Genomic DNA, 17,272 nt, shown 5'->3' with positions numbered 1-17,272 from the left:
GAGATTCGGATGTGAATTACAGGTCGTGGAGAGGTTTAGGATGAGAAGGCTTTGATGTATTTTAATGCTGACTATAAGAAATATGGGATTTGATGAACTTTAAGCAAGCTGCTTATTTTTTATCTTTATTTAATCATATCTCACCTCAAAAACTCCCACTCAACATCTAGAACTTCCACAACTCGCACCTCGTACCCCGCAACTTCAACACTCCAACCCTCAAACTCTCTCACCCCGAACCCTGTATCATTTAACAAAAAATTAATCCCATTAACATTAGGTTTTTGATAAGTTAATATTTGCTGATTTATATTTAAAATCCTATTAACAGAGGAAAAGCTCTAAAAAAATAGTTTTGCAGTGTCTAATAAATCAAATAAAAAATGAAGAAAAAACTACTAACAGTTGGAGCTTTGGCTATACTGGCCAGTTCTGGTATTCAGGCGCAGACATTGATATTCAATAAAAATGCGTCATGGAGCTATAAAGATAACAATCAGGCTCAGCCTGCCGGTTGGAATGCCAAAACCTATGATATTTCAACATGGGCGGTAGGAAACGGTCCGTTAGGGTATGGAGATCCTGTAACCACAACAATCAATTCAGGACTTACTACAGCTTATTTTGCTAAAGACTTTACAGTAGATTTTTCAACACTTTCCGATAATATGGAATTGGGAGTAATGAGAGACGACGGTATTATAGTATACCTTAACGGAGAGGAAGTTGTAAGAGACAATATGCCTGCAGGTGCTGTTACTTTCAATACTTTTTCATCTACAACTATTGATGGGGCAGCAGAAAGTGTTTATAACCTTTTCTCTATTCCAAAATCAAAATTTGTAAACGGGGTCAACAGACTTTCTATAGAATTGCACAACAGAAGTACGACCAGTTCAGATTTAAGAATTGATGCTTATCTGAAAACAACAGCCAATACAACTATTCCTGTAGCTTGTAACGGGACACATATCAGCTGCTTTACTTCAATTGTACCTACGGCACAGACCGATAAACTGATTATCCCTGCAGAACACAAATACCAGCTTATTTTAAAAGAAGGAGACAATTATACTGAAGGAGGAGGATTAGTGGGAGGTCAGAATGACTTTACAGCTTATGTTGCAAAAGCAGGAAGCAGTACGAACGGATATCTTTCTGTAAACCATGAAACGAATCCGGGAGGAGTTACCATGGCAGAAATCAATTATAATGCGATTTCAAAGCTTTGGCAGTTAACAAAGTCAAGAGCGGTAAGTTTCTCAGATCCAAGTTTGGTACAAACCATCAGAAACTGTTCAGGAGGAATTACCCCTTGGGGAACAGTAGTAACTGCTGAAGAATCTGTGACTTCCAATGATGTGAACAATGATGGCTACAAAGATTACGGTTGGTTGGTAGAAATTGATCCTGCAACAGCTCAGGTGATCTCTAAAAATACTGATGGTTCCAAAGGAAAACTTTGGCAGATGGGAATCATGAACCACGAAAATGTAGTGGTGAATAATGCAGGCACAACTGCTTATTATGGTGAAGACGGTGGAACGCACATGGTGTACAAATATGTGATGGATACTCCAAATAACCTTTCTTCAGGAAACCTGTATGTTTTAAAATTAGATCAGGGATTATCAACTGCGGGGGATCCGGTAGGAACTACTGCAACATGGATTCAGGTTCCTAATAAAACCAAAGCAGACCAGAACAATACGGCATCACTTGCTCTTTCATTAGGAGGAACGAAGTTTAATGGAGTAGAAGATGTTGATATCAGTCCATTAGACGGGAAAATCTATTTTACAGCTAAAGGATTAGACAGAGTATACCGTTTACAGGATAACGGAACTACAGCTTCTCAGGTAGAGACATTTGTAGGAGGAGGTTCTTCTGTATATTCTTTCAATACTGCTCAGGGAATGAAATCTGAAGCTTGGGGAGACGGAAATGATAACCTTACTTTTGATGAACTTGGAAACCTTTGGGTACTTCAGGACGGAGGTAAAAACTATATCTGGGTCATTGCTCCGGATCATACACAGGCTAACCCTAAAGTAAAACTATTTGCTTCTATGCCGGCTGGTTCAGAACCTACAGGACTTACATTTACGCCTGATCATAAATTTGGTTTCTTCTCTATTCAGCATCCGGATTCAACAATCTCTACAGATGTGGATGCTACAGGAAATACAATCAATTATAAAGGGAAATCAGCAACCATCGTAATTGCACTTAAAAATAACCTTGGAACTGAAGGGACTTTAGGAACTATTGATACTAAAACTGCAGAAAATACAGTAACCGTAGCACCAAACCCAACTTCCGGAATCGTAAAAATCAATTCAGCAAAAGGATTGAAAGATATTTCTGTAACCGCTTACAGAATTGACGGGAAAATCGTTTACACGAAAAAGTTCAACGGAACCAACAAAGTATTGGATCTTGACTTTACACAACAGTTGGAAGGATCTCGTGTTTTAGTTTTAAATATTGAAGCTGAAGGAGGTTTCCAGAAAACAGTTAAACTTTTAAAGAAATAAATTATTATAATTCTTGTCTGTCGGCAGCCTCGGTTGCTGGCAGACCTTTTATTTTTATGAAAAAGCTTTTCTTACTTATTTCTCTGCTGTCACTTTCTCAGATCAAAGCACAGATTGATCCGGTGAAGTATCCCACTTTTACCAATATTGAAGACGCTTTAAAGAGTGAAAAAACAGTCTATAGTATGAGTTTCAGAGAGAAAGGTCTTTTTAATCTTCCTCTTCAGATTGTGAAGCTGGATTCATTATTTTTTCTGAATATCATGGCTAATAAGCTTGAGAAAATGGATCAGGAACTCTTTGAATTGAAGGAGCTGGAAATTTTAAATGTAAATGAAAACAGCATTAAATACATTCCGGATGAGGTAAGCAAGCTTAAGAAACTGACCTCTTTTTCAATGAATCTGAATAGCCTTACAAGCATTAATCCTAATTTTGCAAAGCTTCAGAACTTAAAAGTAGTGCATTTTGATGCCAACAACCTGAATACCTTTCCCGAAGCGCTTATGGAAATTGCAACGTTGGAAGAAATTAACCTTCAGGGAAACCAGATCAGTTTTATTGCAGACAAACTTGATCAGATCAAAAACCTGAGATTCCTGAACCTTTCCGATAATCAGATCAATGACCTTGGAAATTTATCTTTTCCTAAAAACTTAAAATATCTTGAACTGCAGCAGAATTCCATCAACAAGCTTCCGGAAAATCTCTTCAAATCTCAGCACCTTGAATTTCTGAATGTAAGCGGAAATAATATCTCGGAAATCTCACCCAAAGTAAAAGGGTTGAAAAACATTGTCAGCATGAATCTGGCCAACAATAATCTGAAAGATATTCCTGTAGAAATCAAACAGCTGAAAAATCTGAAAACTTTGATTCTTACAGGAAATCCTATAGAAAAATCTACAATTGAAAATTTAAAAACCTTACTGCCGGAAACCCAGATCTATTTCTAGATCTATCCGCCAACACGTTTGGTTTTATATCCCATTTCTTTAAGGATATTCATTATTTTATCACGGTTGTCCCCTTGAATGATAATCGTTCCATCCTTTTCAGAGCCGCCTATACCCAGGGTGGTTTTTATTTTCTTTGAGATTTTTTTCAGGTCATCCTCACTGCCTTCCCAGCCTTCAACAATCGTTACAGGCTTGCCGTTTCTCCCTTTTTTCTCAAATTTGCACACCAATGGCTCTTTCTGCTTGAACTGCTCTTCAGGCATCTCAAAATCCTGCTCTTCATGATCAGGAAAAAGATTCTTCAATTGATCTCGTAAATCCATACCGCAAAATTAAAAAGATTTAATGACTAATGAAGGGAATTGTAGATGAAATTTTATGATAAAAATGATCTTTTTCATTCAATAGAAATTCATCTGATCATTCCCGGATTATTTAATACACCATGTCAAGGTTTTAAATCTTGACATAGCTGGATTATCTGCGATATCATCCTGATGATCAATAATCAATAAAATTCGGTCCTTCAAATTCTTCTATTCATAGGAAATTAGGTAAATTTGTCTAACAAAAGTTTTACAAAATGTCGAAAAAAGCAATACTGGCAATTCTTGACGGATGGGGATTGGGAACAAACCCTGACGTTTCTGCAATAGATAAAGCAAATACACCATTCATAGACAGCTGTTACCAAAAATTTCCACATACTACGCTTGAAGCGAGTGGATTGGCGGTAGGTTTACCAGCCGGACAGATGGGGAATTCTGAAGTAGGACACATGAATCTGGGAGCCGGAAGAGTAGTATACCAAAACCTGGTGAAACTGAACATGGCCGTTGAAAACGGAACACTGGGTCAGGAAAAAGTGATTCAGGATGCTTTTGAATACGCAAAAAAAGAAAATAAAAAAGTACACTTTATCGGGTTGGTTTCCAATGGAGGTGTACACTCCCATATCAATCACTTAAAAGGATTACTGACAGCGGCAAAAGAATTCGGATTAAATGAGAACGTATTTGTTCACGCATTTACTGATGGCAGAGACTGTGATCCACATTCCGGATTAGGATTTATTGATGAACTTCAGAAGCATATGGAGGCTACTACCGGAAAGCTGGCAACAGTGGTAGGAAGATACTATGCCATGGACAGAGATAAAAGATGGGAGCGTGTAAAACTGGCTTATGATGCCCTTGTAGAAGGAGTAGGTGAACCATCAACAGATGCCTTGGCTTCTATTAAAGCTTCTTATGATAATAATGTTACCGATGAATTCCTGAAACCAATTATTTTAATGAATACTACAGCTACAGGAAATGTAGTGCCGGTAGCAAAAATTATTGATAATGACGTAGTGATCTGCTTCAATTTCCGTACAGACAGAGGTAGAGAAATTACAGAAGTTCTTTCTCAGAAGGATTTCCCGGAATACGATATGAAAAAGCTGAACCTTTATTATATCACATTAACGAACTATGATAAAACATTCCAGAATGTACAGGTCGTTTTTGATGAAAATGTATTAACGGAAACAATGGGAGAAATTCTTGAAAAAAATGGAAAAACCCAGATCAGAATTGCAGAAACAGAGAAATATCCACACGTTACCTTCTTCTTTTCAGGAGGAAGAGAGCAGGAGTTTGAAGGGGAGAAAAGACTGCTTTGTCCAAGCCCGAAAGACGTTCCTACCTACGATCTGAAGCCGGAAATGTCAGCATATGATATCACCAATGCTATCGTGCCGGAACTGGAACAGGGGACAGCTGATTTTGTTTGCTTAAATTTTGCCAATACAGATATGGTAGGGCATACAGGAGTTTTTGAAGCTGCCGTAAAAGCTGCTGAGGTTGTAGATCAATGCATTGAAAAAGTAGCAACAGCTGCTTATGAAAACGGATATGCTGTTTTTATTCTTGCCGATCACGGAAACTCAGACGTAATGATGAATCCGGATGGAACTCCTAATACACAGCACTCAACCAATCTTGTGCCTTTCATCGTAATGGATAAAGACCAGACCTGGAATTTAAAACCAGGAAAATTGGGAGATGTAGCCCCTACAATCCTTAAAGTAATGGGCGTTGAAATACCGGCTGCAATGACGGGAGATGTTTTAGTTGATTAAAATTCAATAATATTGTCAAAAGAATGCCGTTATACCTTGTATAGCGGCATTCTTTTATGATTTATGTCAGATAAAGTATGACTTGCATACTTTATTATGCGCTAAATAATAAATAAATCATATCTTTGTAAATTAAAACTGAATAGTAAAATGTATCAAAAGCTTGTAAGGAAAGAAGTAATGGGATTATTGGAAAAGGAAGTAGGTTCTTTTCTTGATAAATTTTTAACGCCAATTGAAAAAATCTGGCAGCCTTCCGATTATTTACCAGATCCTTCAAGCGAAGAATTTAAACACGACTTAGAAGAAATTCAGACTTTTGCCCGCGAAATGCCTTATGATCTTTTTGTAACACTGATCGGGGATTGTATCACAGAAGAAGCACTTCCTTCCTATGAATCTTGGTTAATGGGAGTTGACGGAATCAATCAGGAAGAAAAATTAGGCTGGGCCAACTGGGTAAGAGCATGGACTGCTGAAGAAAACAGACACGGAGATTTATTAAACAAATATCTTTATCTGTGCGGAAGAGTAAATATGAGAGAAGTGGAAATCACTACTCAATACCTTATTAATGACGGATTCGATTTGGGAACAAGTATGGACCCGTACAGAAACTTCATTTATACAAGTTTTCAGGAAACAGCTACTAATATTTCTCACAGAAGAGTAGGAACGCTGGCAAAACAATCCGGAAACGGAAAATTGGCGAAAATGTGTGGGGTAATTGCTGCAGATGAAGCAAGACACGCTAAAGCATACAAACATTTCGTAGCTAAAATCCTTGAAGTAGACCCTTCAGAAATGATTCTTGCATTTGAAGATATGATGTGTAAGAAAATTGTAATGCCTGCTCACCTGATGAGACAGTCAGGACAAAAGGCTGGAGAACTTTGGGGACATTTCTCAGATGCCGCACAAAGATGTATGGTATATACAGGTCAGGATTATATCAATATTATGAAAGACCTTTTAGATGAATGGAAAATTGAGCATGTAAAAGGACTTACAGAAAAAGCAGAAAAAGCTCAGGAATACCTGATGAAACTTCCTGCAAGACTTCAGAAGATCACAGACAGAGTTTCTACTCCGGATCTTCAGTTCCAGTTTAGATGGGTAAAAAGCTAATAAGATCTGTAATATTATTTAAAATATAAAAGTTATTGAGTGCCTTTCTTTTTGGCACTCTTTTTATTTCTTATCTTTGCAAAGCTAAAAAAAGAACAAAATGTTAAATAATAAAAAGATTGCTGTTGACTTTGACGGGACTATTGTTGATGATGCTTACCCGGCAATCGGAAAACCGAAAACTTTTGCATTCGAAACATTGAAAAGACTTCAGGCTGAAGGATACAGACTTATTCTTTGGACTTACAGACACGGAAAAACATTAGATGAAGCTGTAGAATTCTGTAAAAAAAATGGAATAGAATTTTACGCTGTAAACTCAAGCTTTGAAGGAGAAGTTTTTGATCATGAAACTCAATCCAGAAAACTAGATGCAGATTGGTTTATTGACGACAGAAATTTAGGAGGATTCCCAGGTTGGGGTGAGATCTATAACATTATTCAGGAAAGAATAGAATTCCGTGTAGAAGGAAAAGAAATTCTTGCCTATTCAAAACTTAAAAAAGAAAAGAAAAAAGGACTTTTTTGGTAGAATATAGAAATTAGAAGCTAGAAATTAGACGTTAGTTTTTAACGGCTAATCAAAGTTTCTGTTTTTTATCGAAAAGAGTCTATAGATTGTTATAATATAGAAATACACATAATGCTGTACTCTAGCTTCTAACATCTGATATCTAATATCTATACAACAATGATTCAATTAAAAACGATAGACGAATTACGTCTTATGAAGGAGAGTGCCCGACTGGTTTCTAAAACATTGGGAATGTTGGCAAAAGAAATCAAACCAGGGATTACGACCTTATATTTAGATAAACTGGCGCATGATTTTATCAAAGATCATGGTGCTGAGCCTGCATTTTTAGGGTACGGAGGATTTCCAAATTCTCTTTGTATCTCTCCGAATGAGCAGGTAGTTCATGGTTTCCCAAACAATGATGTGGTAAAAGAAGGAGATGTCCTTTCTGTGGACTGTGGAGTTATTCTGAACGGTTTTGTAGGAGATCATGCCTATACTTTTGAAATCGGGGAAGTAAAGCCGGAGGTTAAAAAATTACTACAGGTTACCAAAGAATCTCTATACAAAGGAATTGAGCAGGTTGTCAGAGGAAAAAGAATAGGAGATATCTCCCATGCAATCCAGGCACATTGTGAAAAAGAAGGATATGGAGTGGTAAGAGAGCTTGTAGGACACGGATTGGGAAGGAAAATGCATGAAGACCCACAGGTTCCTAACTACGGAAGACAAGGAAGCGGAAAAGTAATTAAAGACGGTTTAGCAATTGCTATCGAGCCGATGGTTAACATGGGTACTGAAAAAGTAAAGTTTCATAATGACGGCTGGACGGTAACAACTTTGGATAATATGCCATCTGCTCACTTCGAGCATGATGTAGCTGTAATCAATGGTAAGCCGGTATTACTTTCAACATTTGATTATGTATACGAAGCTTTAGGGATTGTAAGTGATGAAGAAAAGCAGTTCCAACTGGATTTTTAATGAAAAAGTTAACTAAGCTTTTACTGAATAAAATTCCACGTCCTATGCTTATTAAAATGAGCATCTGGGCAAGACCGCTTATTTATCAGTTTTTCAAAGGGGATGAGTTTTATGACCCTATTGATGGAAGATCTTATAGAAAATTTCTTCCATACGGATATGGAAAACAAAGAGAAAATGCTCTGTCTCCGGGAACGTTAAGTTTAGAGAGACACCGTCAGATGTGGCTGTATCTTCAGAACGAAACTGATTTTTTCATTAAAAATTATAAAGTTCTGCATATTGCTCCTGAACAGGAATTTTTAAGGAAATTCAAGAGAATGAGTAACCTGAACTATATTTCGGCAGACCTATACTCTCCGATTGTAGATGTGAAAGCTGATATCCTGGATTTACCTTTTGAAGATGAAAGTTTTGATATTATTTTCTGTAACCACGTTCTGGAACATATTGAAGACGATGCCAAAGCAATAAGTGAACTGTACAGGGTAATGAAACCCGGCGGATGGGGAATTTTTCAGGTTCCGATGAAAAACTCATTGGAGAAAACCTATGAAGATTTTACCATTAAAGACCCGAAAGAACGCCAGAAACACTTCGGTCAATATGATCATGTCCGTTGGTACGGAATGGATTATTTTGACCGTTTAAGAAAAGCAGGCTTTGAAACAAACCCCAACTTCTATTCACAGAAATTCTCAGAAGAAGAAATTAAAAAATATGGGTTAAGACACAACGAAATCTTACCTATAGTTTACAAAAAATAAGACAAAAACCCGTTTCAACTATTGAAACGGGTTTTTTATAATGTAATTTTATTCTTTAATAAAGGGGTAAGATTTATAATTTTCCACTGATACAATATATTGCCCTTTCTGTAGACTGCTTGTATTAATTGAAGTTTTGCTGCGGTTAGTTCTGGTTTCAAATATCAGTTTTCCTGACAAGTCGTAAATCTTAAGCGGAAGGTCTTTTTCAATATTTTCAAGATGCAAAACCTCTTTTACAGGGTTTGGATACGCTTGAAAGATTTTTGTGGCTGCTTCAGCTTCTTTAGTGCTTAGTTGTGCAGTATTGTTATAATAGATTTTGTTTCCTGAAGGATCTGTCATCACCAGGGTTTTTACATTGCCATTGGTTGTAATTTGGTAACTGTATATGGAGGCATAAGCTCCTAAGCCATAAATGTCACAGTTTTTCTGATCATAAGCACGAACAGGCGCTGCATTTCCACCGTTATAAAATAAAAGAGTACATGAGCTTGATGTTTTGATAAGATTGTTGCTTCCGGGCATAATTCCGAAACCCATTATTGAAGTATTATAATACCTAGAATTAATAACATAGCTTGTTCCTCCCGCCGAATTAAATGTAGTGGCAGGAACTCCATTATCTATTAAAGGAGTATTAGTTGTCTGGCCGCTGCTTGTTACCATTTTAGAAATATACCAGCTATTGGAAAGTAATTCAGAGGTTTGCTGAGCGGTTAATAAACTGCCTGCTAAAAGGAGTATTATTTTTTTCATGAGTTAAAAGTTTCCCATAAAGATATAAAAGAATTCCTCTTTCTTGTTAAATTAATCAGATTCTAAAAATGATGTTAAAAAAACCGCCTTCATTACAAAGACGGTTCCATTTTAAATATTGATAGAAGTTTATGCACTTTTTTAGTGTGACGAAGACACAGCTTTTAAACCTACTACAGAACCAATAAGCGTTACAATAAAGAAAACTCTCCAGAAGCTTACGGGATCTTTGAAGAAAATAATTCCCATTAGAGCCGTTCCTACAGCCCCAATTCCTGTCCATACCGCATAAGCAGTACCAATTGGCAATGTCTGAGTAGCTTTGATCAGCAAAAGCATACTGATTGTCATTGTTACCAGAAAACCTGCATACCACAGGTACATTTCAGTTCCTGATGTTTCTTTTGCCTTACCCAGACATGATGCGAAGGCAACTTCAAATAATCCTGCGATAACTAATATTAACCAATTCATTTTTTAAATTTTTCTACTGCAAATTTCAGAATTTGATGTGAGAAAAAATTTTACAATTGTTAAAAAATGAAGATGTGGAAAGATTGAAGAAAGGAAGATGGGAGCTGGAAGATGGAAGAAAAATTAGGTGATCATAATCAATAGGAGCGAACTTTAATTCGCTTTCAATATAAATAATCATTCCTTTGGCTTTAACCAAAACATACATAAAGAATCACAGAATTTTTAAATCTTTAAATTCTTCATTTTTTTAATTTACTTGATTTCTGCCCGTATTCTACTCAAGCTTACTTGCGTAATTCCAAGATATGAAGCAATATAACCCAACTGAACTCTTTTAAGCAAGTCTGGCTGATAGGCTATAATATCTTTATAGCGTTCCAGCGAAGTTTTAAACTGTCTGGAAATAATAAGTTCTTCAGATTTTATCATTTCGGCTTCTGCCAGTTTTCGGCCCCAGTTGGCAATATGGATATCTTCATTAAACAGTTTTCTGAGGCTTTCAGTTTCCATTCTGTACAGATCACAGTCTTCCAGCAGTTCTATGCTTTCATAGCCGGGTTTATCCTCCACATAGCTTTTCATGGAAAGAATACACTGTCCCTCACTTCCAAACCAGAATGTAATATCATTATCAGCGGTGGAAGAATAGGCACGCGCGATCCCTTTACGGATAAAATAAAGATAGGGAATCACTTTATCAGCTTCCATCAGGCAAAAACCTTTAGGATGAGAAACCTCAGTGATATGCTCTTTTAAACTGTTTTTTGATGCTTCAGGAAGAAGGTAAACCTTATCAAGAATCTGGTCTATATTCATAAAGATGAATTCTAATATTCAAAAATATCAGTTTTAAGTGATGCAATACAAAATTATCTTATAATTTTTATCAGAAATCTTGTAATGAATGTGATCAGAATTATCCCGAATTCAACTTATTTATCGCCAAGATTACAAAGAAAAGAGGCAAAATTCCCATCCATTGGAGGGGTGGCAAAAATTCAAAGAATTTTTGCCGGGGTGGTTGAAGCTTCCAACATCCCTTATTTCACAATATGACTCTCTTTTTTCTTTTAAATATTGAGATTAACTGTAAAGACCAATTTTGTTTTAGTAACTTTGCAGTTCGTAATATTATTTTTATGCACAAAGCAGGATTTGTAAATATAGTTGGAAAGCCCAATGCGGGAAAATCGACCTTGCTCAACCAATTAATGGGAGAGAAGTTGGCGATTGTGACGCAGAAAGCTCAGACAACCCGCCACAGAATTTTTGGTATTTATAATGAAGATGACCTTCAGATCGTATTTTCTGATACTCCGGGAGTATTGGATCCAAAATACGGATTACAGGAAAAAATGATGGATTTTGTAAAGGACTCTTTACAGGATGCCGATGTTTTTCTGTTTATTGTAGACGTTACCGATAAAGCGGAACCTTCAGAATTTTTAATTGATAAACTGAATAAAATCCCTGTACCTGTACTTCTTTTATTAAATAAAGTAGATCAGACCGATCAGGCAGGCCTTGAAAAATTAGTAGAAGACTGGCACAACAGAATTCCGAAAGCTGAGATTCTTCCTATTTCTGCTTTAAATGCCTTTAATACAGAAGTCATTTTACCTAAAATAAAATCGCTGCTTCCTGAAAATCCTCCTTACTACGATAAAGATCAGTACACGGATAAACCTGAAAGATTCTTTGTAAACGAAGCAATACGTGAGAAAATTCTTTTGAATTATGATAAAGAAATTCCATATTCTGTAGAAGTAGTAACTGAGCAGTTCAAGGAGAAAGAAGGAATTATCTTTATAGATTCTATTATTTACGTAGAAAGAGATACTCAGAAAGGAATTATTATTGGGCACAAAGGAGAGGCCATCAAAAAAGTAGGAACTGAAGCAAGAATAGATCTTGAGAAATTCTTTACCAAAAAAATTCACTTAAATTTATTTGTAAAAGTGAAAAAAGACTGGAGAAAGAACGACAGAGATCTTAAAAATTTCGGTTACCGATAAACTAAAACGGCTGGAATCCCGTTGTATTAAAAGATTTTTATTACCTTAGTATAAATTTTTTAGTAAATGAACTATAATAATTCAAATTGGAGCTCAATACCTAAAGATGTTATTTTATTAGCAGTGAGAGTATTTGCTGGTTTTGCAATGCTGTCTCATGGCTTTCCAAAACTTCAGATGTTATTGGCGGGCGGTAAAATCGAGTTTTTCGATTTTATGGGACTTGGGCCTCAGATCTCTCTGATTCTTACAGTTTTTGCTGAATTTGTTTGTTCAATACTACTTATATTAGGGCTTTTTACAAGAGTTTCTTTAGGTTTTTTGGTCTTTACCATGATCATAGCTGCTTTTGCAGTACATGGAGCAGATCCTTTTGAGAAAAGAGAAATGGCGCTGGTTTATCTTTCCGTTTATCTTTTGCTTATGGTAATAGGGGCTGGAAAATTTTCTGTAGATCATATGATAGAAAGAAGAAAAAGAGCTTCAGACTGGTAATCTTACAATAAAAACAATACAAAATAAAAGAAAGGCACTTCAGAAAATGAAGTGCCTTTTCTGTTCTTAATAATTGCAATTTGGTAAGCAATCCCAGATCAGCTTTCCGTTTTCATCTCTTACTCTGCAAGCCATAAAGCCTGCATCACATAATGGAGCATTTCCTCCTTTAATCGTTTTCAAATTGCTCTTTGATAATTTTCTTAAATTTTTCATATTATTTTAATTTGTAAGATAAAAGTAACGAAAAAATAAATATGACACCAAAAAGAGTCTTATTTTTTAGTGTTAGAAATATGTTAAAATTCACTACATTCGTAGAAAATGAATTTATATGAAGATAAAACTGACTATTTGCCTTCTGGCATTTCTCAATTTTTATGATGCACAGGAAAATATTACGTATCAGAAACCTTCTGCCGAGATTTTAAAACTGGCAGATTATGAAAGACCTCCAAGTGTTCTGATGAATAGCAAAAAAGACTGGGTAGTTTTTACTTATCGTCCCACATATAAAACACTTGAAGATCTCAGCCAGAATGAGATGAAACTTGGCGGGCTTAGAATCAACCCGGTTACTAATATTTCAAGCAGTATGACCTACTCAAATAATCTGAAGATCAGAAAGATCAATGATAAAAATGAGATTCAGGTAAAAAATCTGCCTTCCAACCCGAAAATTGCTTATGTTTCATTTTCACCGGATGAAAAGAAACTGGCTTTTACCAATACAACAAATAAAGGAGTAGAGCTTTGGATCGTAGATATGGAAACAGCTTCTGCCAAAAAAATTACAGCTGATAATCTGAATGCCAATTTAGGAATGCCTTATGTATGGTATAATGATTCTCAAAGCTTCCTGATCAGAACACTTCCACAAAACCGACCTGCTCTGATAGATGCAAGCAAAGATCTTCCAACCGGCCCGATTGTTTCAACAGCGGATGGTAAAGTTTCTCAGAACAGAACTTATCAGGACCTTTTGAAAAATCCTCAGGACGAAAAAAACTTTGAAACGCTTACTGCTTCTGAAATTTATAATGTAGACCTTACAGGAAATCTGAAAAAATTGAAAGACCAGGATATGTATGCCGGATTAAGCTTTTCTCCTGACGGAAATTATCTGATGGCTACAACGATTAAAAAGCCGTTTTCCTATATCGTTCCACTCAACAGATTTCCATCTACAACGGTTATTTATGATATGAAAGGAAATGCTGTAAAAACAGTGAATGAAGTTCCTTTGAACGAAATAATGCCAAAAGGATTCTCCTCTGTAAGAACCGGAAAAAGAGATATGACATGGAGAAGTGATGCTCCTGCTACGCTTACCTATGCTGAAGCTTTGGATGGAGGAGATCAGTCTAAAACAGCGGACTACAGAGACGAGATATTTACCTGGGAAGCCCCATTTACAGCAGCACCAAAATCTTTCTTCAAAACGAAACAGAGATATGATGACGTAGTCTGGACCAATGATCATTATGCCATTGTTTCTGAAGGCTGGTATGATACAAGAAATACAAAATCTTACCTGATAGATATCAATAATGGAGAATCTAAAGTATTTGATGACAGAAATTATCAGGATGTTTACAGTGATCCGGGGCATTTTAACACCACGAAAAATCAGTACGGAAGATATGTAATAGACATGAAAGGCGGAAAAGCATACCTGATCGGAGATGGATTTACCAAAGATGGCCAGCACCCTTTTATTGACGAAATGGATGTGAAATCACTGAAAAAGAAAAGACTTTACACTTCCAATATAAAAAATGGCAAAGAAGAAATCATTGATATTCTTAATGCTTCAAAAGGTGAAATTCTTACTACCCAACAGTCACCAAGCCTTTATCCAAATTATTTCAAAAAGAATATTAAATCTAATAAAGCAGAAGCGGTAACCAACTTTGCAAACCCTTTTGAAAGCATCAAAGACGTTTACAAAGAAGTGATTACTTACAAGAGAAATGATGGTGTTGCTTTAACAGGAACGCTTTATCTTCCTGCTAATTACGACAGGAAAGCGAAAAAAGAGAAGCTTCCGTTGCTGATTTGGGCTTATCCTACAGAATATAAAGATAAAAATACAGCAGGGCAGAACACCCAAAACCCGAACGACTTTACATTCCCATATTACGGATCTTTTGTATACTGGACAACGAAAGGATATGCAGTTCTGGATGATGCCGCTTTCCCGATTATTGGCGAAGGAAAAACTGAACCTAATGATACTTTTATCCCACAGCTGGTAGCTAATGCAGCAGCAGCAATTGATGCAGTGGATCATCTGGGATATATTGACAGAAAGAAAGTTGCTGTAGGCGGACATTCTTACGGAGCTTTTATGACAGCAAACCTTTTGACACATTCAAACCTTTTTGCATGTGGAATTGCAAGAAGTGGTGCTTACAACAGAACTTTGACACCATTCGGGTTCCAGAGTGAGCAGAGAAACTATTGGGATGTTCCGGAGATTTACAACACCATGTCTCCGTTTATGAATGCTGATAAAATGAAAACACCGCTTCTTCTGATTCACGGTGATGCAGACAACAATCCTGGAACTTTCACTTTACAGACTGAAAGATACTTCCAGGCATTGAAAAATCTTGGTGCTCCGGTAAAAATGGTTCTTCTTCCAAAAGAAGCCCACGGATACCAGGCTAAAGAAAATATCTTACACCTTTTATGGGAGCAGGACCAGTTCCTTGAAAAGTGTTTGAAGAAATAAATTACAAGAGACTGTTTATCACAAACAGTCTCTTTTTTTTGATTAAAAAATATTAATTAAAACTTTATAGATGTAATTGCTTAAAGCGAAGCTTATCTTAATAATCTTATTAGCTTAATAGATCTTAATGGTTTAAATATTAAAGATACCTCAGAATTTCATCAACATTTTTCAGTTCCATAAAATTAGGATGTTCCAGATTGACATCATGCTGTTCATGGCTCCATGTGACATGGTAAGGAATATGAGCTGCTGATCCTCCGATTTCCAATACCGGAAGGATGTCTGATTTTATAGAATTCCCAAGCATCAGGAAGTTTTCAGGCTTGCAGTCCAGATGTTTCAGAAGCTTTTTGTAATCATTTTCTTTTTTATCACTCATGATCTCAATATGATGGAAATAATTCTGTAATCCGGAGTTTTTCAGTTTGCGTTCCTGATCCAGGAGATCTCCTTTCGTAGCTACAACCAGCCTGTATTTCCCCTTTAAGCTTTCAAGTGTTTCTGTAACTCCATCCAATAATACAATAGGTTTCTGAAGAAGATTCTGACCCAGCAGAATGGCTTTATTCACCAGTTCCAACGAAGCAGTGTTATTGGAAACCCTGCCAATCGTTTCAATCATACAAAGCATAAATCCTTTTACACCATAACCGTACAGATGGAGATTCTGCATTTCCGTTTTAAATAATTCCTGTGATACCGAATGTTGCGGAAGATAATCCTCAAGCAGTATGCAGAATTCTTTTTCTGCCTCCTGAAAATAGGGTTCATTGATCCAAAGGGTGTCATCTGCATCAAAGGCGATTGTAGTAATATGATTATTCATTTTTGTTTTGTAATTTTCTGTTCGCAAAATTCAGTATAAAAATTAAATAAGCAAAGGACATTTGTCCCGGGTGAATATGTTAAGGACGAATCAGACATTTTTAAATTATCTTGACGAGCTGTATGAAAAACAGAACGGTAGTGATGAGATTACATTACAATCTTTTTCTGCAGGGAATAAAATATTAGTACAGGATCATCAGCCTTCGCATGTGATGTTGATTAAAAAAGGGATTGTCAAGTGTTATTTTGTCGAAGAGAACGGGAAAGAATATATTTTAGAATTCCTAGGAAGTGGGGAAGTGATAGGGGAAGTGGAGCTTATCAAGAATATAAACTGTCTGTGCAGTATTAAAGCCCTCACGGAAGTGACGGTGTATGCAGTGAAAATTCCTGCTTTCAAATCTTTGATTAAAAACGATCTTGTCCTGAATAATCTTCTTTTAGAGTCTTTTGCAGAGCGGATTATCAATACTTCCAGCAGAGCATCCTATCAACAGTTATATACGGTGGAACATACTTTAAGACAGTTATTGCAAATGCAGTCTAAGCAGAATATTCAGATTTCCAAAGAGAATATGGCGGCTTATCTCGGAATTGCGGTAAGAAGCTTGAATAGAATCTTGAAAGATTTGAAATGATTTTGCTGCAAACGCAAAGAATCTTACTATTATATGTCTTTAAAGTGTAAGAACATTTTGACTTCGCTCAATGTGAGATTTTCAGCAAATAAAAAGTAGTTTAATTTTCTCGCAGATTGAGGAGATTTTGCAGATCTTTTCATTATGATTTGCTTAATTTGCATAATCTGCGAGCGGTAAAAATAGTGGTATTCAATTTTATTGGAGATAAAATCTTCGCGCTTTAAAAACAGAAAAATCTTGCACTCCATTGCGTCTTTGCGATTTTAAATAAAGAAAGTTCTGTATTTGATTAAAATGAAG

Annotated in this window: 17 protein-coding genes; 11 read left to right on the top strand and 6 right to left on the bottom strand. The window is 36.2% G+C overall.

Annotated elements, in window-relative coordinates; genetic code table 11:
* Positions 1-383: 383 nt before the first annotated feature.
* Together OL225_RS09780 and OL225_RS09775 are read left to right on the top strand one after the other, a co-directional pair.
* Positions 384-2,537, top strand: a complete 2,154-nt coding sequence (locus tag OL225_RS09780; RefSeq protein WP_264518110.1) for an alkaline phosphatase PhoX — start codon at positions 384-386, stop codon at positions 2,535-2,537.
* Positions 2,538-2,593: 56 nt separating this feature from the next.
* Positions 2,594-3,493: a leucine-rich repeat domain-containing protein gene (locus OL225_RS09775; RefSeq protein ID WP_264518109.1), complete on the top strand. Its 900-nt coding sequence runs from the start codon at positions 2,594-2,596 to the stop codon at positions 3,491-3,493.
* 2 nt (positions 3,494-3,495) lie between these two features.
* Here OL225_RS09775 and OL225_RS09770 read toward each other — a convergent pair whose 3' ends face one another.
* On the bottom strand, positions 3,496-3,819 hold the full coding sequence (locus OL225_RS09770; RefSeq protein ID WP_047375296.1) for a translation initiation factor: 324 nt from the start codon (positions 3,817-3,819) through the stop codon (positions 3,496-3,498).
* Positions 3,820-4,079: 260 nt separating this feature from the next.
* Between OL225_RS09770 and gpmI the strand changes: the two genes are divergently transcribed.
* The 5 genes from gpmI (at position 4,080) to OL225_RS09745 (ending at position 9,017) form a co-directional block, all read left to right on the top strand.
* Positions 4,080-5,621 carry a 2,3-bisphosphoglycerate-independent phosphoglycerate mutase gene (gene gpmI, locus OL225_RS09765; RefSeq protein ID WP_255815024.1) on the top strand — a complete coding sequence of 514 codons (1,542 nt, stop codon included), beginning with the start codon at positions 4,080-4,082 and terminating at the stop codon, positions 5,619-5,621.
* A 150-nt stretch (positions 5,622-5,771) separates the two neighbouring features.
* A complete protein-coding gene (locus OL225_RS09760; protein ID WP_264518108.1) occupies positions 5,772-6,749 on the top strand; it encodes an acyl-ACP desaturase in 978 nt (325 codons plus the stop codon).
* Between the two features lie 100 nt (positions 6,750-6,849).
* Positions 6,850-7,281 (top strand): BT0820 family HAD-type phosphatase, encoded by a 432-nt coding sequence (locus OL225_RS09755; protein WP_047375289.1) that lies wholly within the window; start codon positions 6,850-6,852, stop codon positions 7,279-7,281.
* Positions 7,282-7,440: 159 nt separating this feature from the next.
* The gene (map, locus tag OL225_RS09750; RefSeq protein ID WP_034696736.1) at positions 7,441-8,250 is read left to right on the top strand and encodes a type I methionyl aminopeptidase; all 810 of its coding nucleotides are present in this window, start codon (positions 7,441-7,443) and stop codon (positions 8,248-8,250) included.
* Positions 8,250-9,017: a class I SAM-dependent methyltransferase gene (locus tag OL225_RS09745; RefSeq protein ID WP_264518107.1), complete on the top strand. Its 768-nt coding sequence runs from the start codon at positions 8,250-8,252 to the stop codon at positions 9,015-9,017. Before map ends, OL225_RS09745 begins: the two co-directional genes overlap by 1 nt.
* Before the next feature lie 48 nt (positions 9,018-9,065).
* Here the strand turns inward: OL225_RS09745 and OL225_RS09740 are convergent, their stop codons facing one another.
* The 3 genes from OL225_RS09740 to OL225_RS09730 all read right to left on the bottom strand — a co-directional run bounded on the left by OL225_RS09740 (position 9,066) and on the right by OL225_RS09730 (position 11,069).
* Positions 9,066-9,776 carry a T9SS type A sorting domain-containing protein gene (locus OL225_RS09740; protein WP_264518106.1) on the bottom strand — a complete coding sequence of 237 codons (711 nt, stop codon included), beginning with the start codon at positions 9,774-9,776 and terminating at the stop codon, positions 9,066-9,068.
* 141 nt (positions 9,777-9,917) lie between these two features.
* Positions 9,918-10,250, bottom strand: coding sequence for a DMT family transporter (locus OL225_RS09735; RefSeq protein ID WP_034696733.1), 333 nt, complete (start codon positions 10,248-10,250; stop codon positions 9,918-9,920).
* Positions 10,251-10,505: 255 nt separating this feature from the next.
* Positions 10,506-11,069 (bottom strand): Crp/Fnr family transcriptional regulator, encoded by a 564-nt coding sequence (locus OL225_RS09730; RefSeq protein ID WP_047375282.1) that lies wholly within the window; start codon positions 11,067-11,069, stop codon positions 10,506-10,508.
* A 323-nt stretch (positions 11,070-11,392) separates the two neighbouring features.
* On the opposite strand from OL225_RS09730, the gene era reads away from it, so the two are divergent.
* Both era and OL225_RS09720 read left to right on the top strand, forming a co-directional pair.
* On the top strand, positions 11,393-12,268 hold the full coding sequence (gene era / locus OL225_RS09725; protein ID WP_047375280.1) for a GTPase Era: 876 nt from the start codon (positions 11,393-11,395) through the stop codon (positions 12,266-12,268).
* A gap of 66 nt (positions 12,269-12,334) precedes the next feature.
* Positions 12,335-12,763, top strand: coding sequence for a DoxX family protein (locus OL225_RS09720; RefSeq protein WP_264518105.1), 429 nt, complete (start codon positions 12,335-12,337; stop codon positions 12,761-12,763).
* Positions 12,764-12,829: 66 nt separating this feature from the next.
* Here the strand turns inward: OL225_RS09720 and OL225_RS09715 are convergent, their stop codons facing one another.
* Positions 12,830-12,979, bottom strand: coding sequence for a bacteriocin-like protein (locus tag OL225_RS09715; protein ID WP_156118358.1), 150 nt, complete (start codon positions 12,977-12,979; stop codon positions 12,830-12,832).
* A gap of 118 nt (positions 12,980-13,097) precedes the next feature.
* Here OL225_RS09715 and OL225_RS09710 point away from each other — a divergent pair, with 118 nt between their 5' ends.
* Positions 13,098-15,500, top strand: coding sequence for an alpha/beta hydrolase family protein (locus tag OL225_RS09710; RefSeq protein ID WP_264518104.1), 2,403 nt, complete (start codon positions 13,098-13,100; stop codon positions 15,498-15,500).
* A gap of 139 nt (positions 15,501-15,639) precedes the next feature.
* On the opposite strand, the gene OL225_RS09705 is transcribed toward OL225_RS09710, so the two are convergent.
* Positions 15,640-16,329, bottom strand: coding sequence for an HAD family hydrolase (locus OL225_RS09705; protein ID WP_264518103.1), 690 nt, complete (start codon positions 16,327-16,329; stop codon positions 15,640-15,642).
* Between the two features lie 76 nt (positions 16,330-16,405).
* Between OL225_RS09705 and OL225_RS09700 the strand changes: the two genes are divergently transcribed.
* The gene (locus OL225_RS09700; RefSeq protein ID WP_047375273.1) at positions 16,406-16,969 is read left to right on the top strand and encodes a Crp/Fnr family transcriptional regulator; all 564 of its coding nucleotides are present in this window, start codon (positions 16,406-16,408) and stop codon (positions 16,967-16,969) included.
* Positions 16,970-17,272 lie beyond the last annotated feature (303 nt).

The organism is Chryseobacterium viscerum, assembly GCF_025949665.1.
GTDB lineage: Bacteria > Bacteroidota > Bacteroidia > Flavobacteriales > Weeksellaceae > Chryseobacterium > Chryseobacterium viscerum_A.
This window is presented reverse-complemented; position numbering and strand designations above follow the sequence as displayed.

Excerpts from the sequence above, each read along its gene's own strand:
- map (WP_034696736.1), top strand. The coding sequence starts at position 7,441 with ATGATTCAATTAAAAACGATAGACGAATTACGTCTTATGAAGGAGAGT.
- OL225_RS09705 (WP_264518103.1), bottom strand. The coding sequence starts at position 16,329 with ATGAATAATCATATTACTACAATCGCCTTTGATGCAGATGACACCCTT.
- OL225_RS09780 (WP_264518110.1), top strand. The coding sequence starts at position 384 with ATGAAGAAAAAACTACTAACAGTTGGAGCTTTGGCTATACTGGCCAGT.
- OL225_RS09755 (WP_047375289.1), top strand. The coding sequence starts at position 6,850 with ATGTTAAATAATAAAAAGATTGCTGTTGACTTTGACGGGACTATTGTT.
- OL225_RS09740 (WP_264518106.1), bottom strand. The coding sequence starts at position 9,776 with ATGAAAAAAATAATACTCCTTTTAGCAGGCAGTTTATTAACCGCTCAG.
- gpmI (WP_255815024.1), top strand. The coding sequence starts at position 4,080 with ATGTCGAAAAAAGCAATACTGGCAATTCTTGACGGATGGGGATTGGGA.
- OL225_RS09715 (WP_156118358.1), bottom strand. The coding sequence starts at position 12,979 with ATGAAAAATTTAAGAAAATTATCAAAGAGCAATTTGAAAACGATTAAA.
- OL225_RS09735 (WP_034696733.1), bottom strand. The coding sequence starts at position 10,250 with ATGAATTGGTTAATATTAGTTATCGCAGGATTATTTGAAGTTGCCTTC.
- OL225_RS09775 (WP_264518109.1), top strand. The coding sequence starts at position 2,594 with ATGAAAAAGCTTTTCTTACTTATTTCTCTGCTGTCACTTTCTCAGATC.
- OL225_RS09730 (WP_047375282.1), bottom strand. The coding sequence starts at position 11,069 with ATGAATATAGACCAGATTCTTGATAAGGTTTACCTTCTTCCTGAAGCA.
- OL225_RS09720 (WP_264518105.1), top strand. The coding sequence starts at position 12,335 with ATGAACTATAATAATTCAAATTGGAGCTCAATACCTAAAGATGTTATT.
- era (WP_047375280.1), top strand. The coding sequence starts at position 11,393 with ATGCACAAAGCAGGATTTGTAAATATAGTTGGAAAGCCCAATGCGGGA.
- OL225_RS09700 (WP_047375273.1), top strand. The coding sequence starts at position 16,406 with ATGTTAAGGACGAATCAGACATTTTTAAATTATCTTGACGAGCTGTAT.
- OL225_RS09710 (WP_264518104.1), top strand. The coding sequence starts at position 13,098 with ATGAAGATAAAACTGACTATTTGCCTTCTGGCATTTCTCAATTTTTAT.
- OL225_RS09770 (WP_047375296.1), bottom strand. The coding sequence starts at position 3,819 with ATGGATTTACGAGATCAATTGAAGAATCTTTTTCCTGATCATGAAGAG.
- OL225_RS09760 (WP_264518108.1), top strand. The coding sequence starts at position 5,772 with ATGTATCAAAAGCTTGTAAGGAAAGAAGTAATGGGATTATTGGAAAAG.
- OL225_RS09745 (WP_264518107.1), top strand. The coding sequence starts at position 8,250 with ATGAAAAAGTTAACTAAGCTTTTACTGAATAAAATTCCACGTCCTATG.